This window comes from Variovorax sp. P1_H12_2, assembly GCF_056405335.1.
The window spans coordinates 1-3,142 of sequence record NZ_JBFUCI010000579.1 but is presented as its reverse complement, the minus strand read 5'-3'; the positions used below and the strand labels follow the sequence as shown (position 1 = coordinate 3,142).

General features: G+C 69.0%; 3 protein-coding genes and 1 pseudogene. 2 read left to right on the top strand and 2 right to left on the bottom strand.

Going from position 1 to position 3,142, the window contains the following annotated elements; genetic code table 11:
• Window positions 1-640, top strand: a 640-nt coding sequence (locus AC1D2K_RS32645) for an MltA domain-containing protein (protein WP_478094325.1), incomplete at its 5' end; no start/stop codon positions are given.
• 113 nt (window positions 641-753) lie between these two features.
• On the opposite strand, the gene AC1D2K_RS32640 is transcribed toward AC1D2K_RS32645, so the two are convergent.
• Both AC1D2K_RS32640 and AC1D2K_RS32635 read right to left on the bottom strand, forming a co-directional pair.
• Entirely contained in the window at window positions 754-906 is a 153-nt protein-coding gene (locus AC1D2K_RS32640) for a hypothetical protein (protein WP_478094323.1), read from the bottom strand.
• A 75-nt stretch (window positions 907-981) separates the two neighbouring features.
• A complete protein-coding gene (locus tag AC1D2K_RS32635; protein WP_478094321.1) occupies window positions 982-1,443 on the bottom strand; it encodes an Lrp/AsnC family transcriptional regulator in 462 nt (153 codons plus the stop codon).
• Window positions 1,444-1,549: 106 nt separating this feature from the next.
• Between AC1D2K_RS32635 and AC1D2K_RS32630 the strand changes: the two are divergent.
• Window positions 1,550-3,142, top strand: a pseudogene (locus tag AC1D2K_RS32630) (pyruvate dehydrogenase (acetyl-transferring), homodimeric type); the annotation flags it as partial.

Below are 3,142 nucleotides of genomic sequence, written 5' to 3'. Positions count from 1 at the left end.
GTGGTACACGCGCCAGGAAATCGACACCCTGCCCCAGGCCCAGGCCGCGCTGCGCGGCAGGGAGATCGCCTGGCTGGCCGACCCGATCGACGCGCTGATGCTCCATATCCAGGGCTCGGGACGGCTGCGCATCACCGAGCCCGATGGCACTCGGCGCACGGTGCGCGTGGCTTTCGCGGCGACCAACGAGCAGCCCTACCGGAGCGTGCAGCAATGGCTCATGAGCCAGGGCGCGACCAAGGTGAGCCTGTGGCCGGAGGACACCAAGCTGTGGGTCGCCCAGAATCCGCAGCGGGTGTCGCAACTGCTGTGGAGCAATCCGCGCTATGTGTTCTTCCGCGAGGAGCCCTTGAACGAGGTCGATGCCGCCTCGGGGCCGGTGGGTGCGCAGGGCGTGCCGCTCACGGCCGGCCGCTCGATCGCGGTCGATCGCGACAGCATTCCCTACGGCACGCCGGTCTGGCTTGCATCGCCGGGACCGGCCGTGCCGCTGGCCAAGCTGGTGATCGCGCAGGACACCGGCAGCGCCATCGTTGGCGCCGTGCGGGCCGACTACTTCGCGGGCACCGGCGCCGATGCGGGCCGCGTCGCGGCAAGGGTCAATCAGCCCCTGCGCCTTTGGGCCCTTTGGCCTAGGTAGAGGCCGCGCCGGCGCCCTCTGTTCGTGGGCTGCCGCGGGCCGGCTTCGCCGGACCGCTGGCAGCGCCCCCTGAAAGGGGGTGGGCGGCTACACGAAGTGAGCCAACCTGGGGGTCAGCCCATTTTCACGACGAAGATGGTGAGCATGGTCACGATCGTGATGTGCATGAGGAATTCGAGCCGCCGCTCGCGGGGCGCGATGGCCAGCGCGGCGCCTGCCACGATCAGCGTCAAGGCGCCGAACACGAGATCGAAAGAAATGTCCACTGAACGGTCGTCCTTGCCGGCTCACCGGCCTGCGCGATCGCGGATTATCAATGAGGKCCGCACGGGGCCCGGACTTCAGGGCAGCGGCAGCGCGGTCTTGTAGCGCACCTGCTTGAGCGCGAAGCTCGAACGGATCTTCTCGATCCCGGCGATCGGCGTCAGCTGCTCGAGGATGAACTTCTCCAGCGCCGCGATGTCGGCCACCGCGACCCGGATCAGGTAGTCGCTGTCGCCGGTCATCAGGTAGCACTCCATCACCTCGTCGTGCTCCGCGATGCGCTGCTCGAACTCGGCCAGCGACTGCTTGCTCTGCGTCGTCAGGCTGATCGAGATGAAGACGTTCAGGCCCAGACCCAGCGCGCCGGCATGGACGAGCGCCACGTAGCGCTGGATCACGCCCGCGCCTTCGAGGGCCTTCACGCGCGCCAGGCAGGGCGAGGGCGACAGYCGGATGCGGCGCGCCAGTTCGACATTCGACAGCGCGCCATCGCGTTGCAGCTCGTCGAGAATGCGAAGGTCGATCGTGTCCAGTTGCATTTGATGCTGCCGCTCGGGAGGGTTGCGGCATTTTATGCGGCCGGCATCGCGGAAAAGGCGTACAAACAGCAGCTAGTTTCAACGCCGCCGGCCTAAATTGCGGTTCATGAACGCTCCGATCTCCCCCAGCCAGCTGCGCGCCCCGTTCGACATGCCCCTGCACGACCCCGACCCCGTGGAAAGCGCCGAATGGCGCGAGGCTTTCGTTGCGCTGGCTCAAGCCCACGGGCCGGAGCGCGCGCGCTGGATGCTCGACGAGCTCGCCCGCCTGGCGCGGGCCCGGCGCATCGGCTGGCAGCCCGAGCTGGCGACCCCCTACGTCAACACCATCGCGGTCGACGACCAGCCCGCGTTCCCCGGCGACCTCGCGATCGAGGAGCGCCTCGCCTCGCTGATGCGCTGGAACGCGCTCGCGATGGTGGTGCGCGCCAACCAGGCCTATGGCGAACTCGGCGGCCACATCGCGAGCTACGCCAGCGCGGCCGACCTGTTCGAGACCGGCTTCAACCACTTCTTCCATGCGCGCACCGACGCCGAGCCGCGCCGGGCCGCCCCAAGCGGCGAGCGCCCCCCGAGGGGGGGCAGCGACCCACACGAAGTGGGGGAGCGTGGGGGGCAACACCTTGGCGACCTCGTCTTCTTCCAGCCGCACAGCGCGCCCGGCGTGTATGCGCGCGCCTTCCTCGAAGGCCGTCTGAGCGAGGACGACCTCACGCACTACCGCCAGGAGCTGACGGCGCCCGCCTTCACCGAAGGCCAGGGCGCGCGCGGCCTCAGCAGCTACCCGCATCCGTACCTGATGCCGGACTTCTGGCAGTTCCCGACCGGCTCGATGGGCATCGGGCCGATCAGCTCGATCTACCACGCGCGCTTCATGCGCTATCTCACGCACCGCCACCTGCTGAACTGCGAAGGCCGCAAGGTGTGGGGCGTGTTCGGCGACGGCGAGATGGACGAGCCGGAATCGATGAGCGCGCTCACGCTGGCGGCACGCGAGAAGCTCGACAACCTGGTGTGGGTGGTCAACTGCAACCTGCAGCGCCTCGACGGGCCGGTGCGCGGCAACGGCCGCATCATCGACGAGCTCGAGAAGCTGTTCGCCGGGGCCGGCTGGAACGTCATCAAGCTGGTCTGGGGCAGCGATTGGGACGGCCTCTTCGCGCGCGACATCGGCGGTGCGCTGGTGCGCGCCTTCGCCAACACGGTCGACGGCCAGATGCAGACCTTCGCGGCCAAGGACGGACGCTACAACCGCGACACCTTCTTCGGCCAGGACGAGGCGCTCGCGCGCCTGGCGCAGGGCATGACCGACGAGCAGATCGACCGCCTGAAGCGCGGCGGCCACGACCTCGTGAAGATCCACGCCGCCTATGCCGCGGCGGCCGCGCACCGCGGCCAGCCGACCGTGATCCTGGCCCACACCAAGAAGGGCTTCGGCATGGGCAGCGCGGGCCAGGGCAAGATGACCACGCATTCGCAGAAGAAGTTCGAGGACACCGACCTGATCGAATTCCGCAACCGCTTCAACCTGCCGCTCACCGATGCCCAGGCCACCTCGCTCGCCTTCTACAAGCCGGCCGAGGACAGCCCCGAGATGCGCTACCTGCTGGACCGGCGCGCCGGGCTCGGCGGCAGCATGCCGCGCCGCGTGACCGACTGCGAGCCCGTCGCCAAGCCCGGCATCGCGGCCTATGCGCAG